The sequence below is a fragment of the Microbacterium sp. 18062 genome, from assembly GCF_902706225.1.
In the GTDB taxonomy this organism is placed as follows: Bacteria; Actinomycetota; Actinomycetes; order Actinomycetales; family Microbacteriaceae; genus Microbacterium.
This window is the reverse complement of the sequence record NZ_CACSKB010000223.1, coordinates 1-518: the sequence shown is the minus strand read 5'-3', so window position 1 is coordinate 518 and position 518 is coordinate 1. Positions and strand designations below refer to the sequence as shown.

The window sequence follows — 518 nt, the reverse complement described above, 5'->3', positions numbered from 1 at the left end:
GGGCAGGGCCGTGCAGTGGACCTCCAGCATGCGGCCGTCGGGTGCCTTGCGCCAGTAGGTGCCGGGCGGCGCGAGGCGGCTGCCGCTCTCCACGTACGCCCGTCCGCGCTCGTCCACCCGCTCGAAGTTCTCGCCGAAGTCGCCGCGCCCGGCCTGCAGCTCCTTGAGCTCCGACAGGGCCGGCGCGCCGTCCAGCAGCGTGCGCGGCAGATCGAGCATGCCGGGCAGCCGGTGGTTGTAGAAGCGCACCCGGCGGTCCGGCGCGCACAGGAGCACCCCCATCGCCATGTGGTCGATGGCGGTGCGCAGCATGTCTTCGGTGGGAGGTACGCCCGGCGTGCGGGCGGGTGCCGCATCGCGGGAATTGCCGGCCGCATGGCCCGGACGCGTCGCCAGCAGGGCGGAGAGCCGCAAGGCCAGCTCGCGCGGATGGCCGCCGCCCTGCCGCGTGCGCAGCACGTAGTCCCCCGGCCCGGCGCGCAGCGCGCGCGCGGCCAGGGCCTCCTGCACCGGCTCGG

1 protein-coding gene is annotated in these 518 nt (G+C 76.1%); it reads right to left on the bottom strand.

Annotation, left to right across the window (positions count from 1 at the left end; translation table 11 throughout):
- Positions 1-518, bottom strand: a 518-nt coding sequence (locus tag GVL03_RS19480; protein WP_200847287.1) for a PAS-domain containing protein, incomplete at both ends; no start/stop codon positions are given.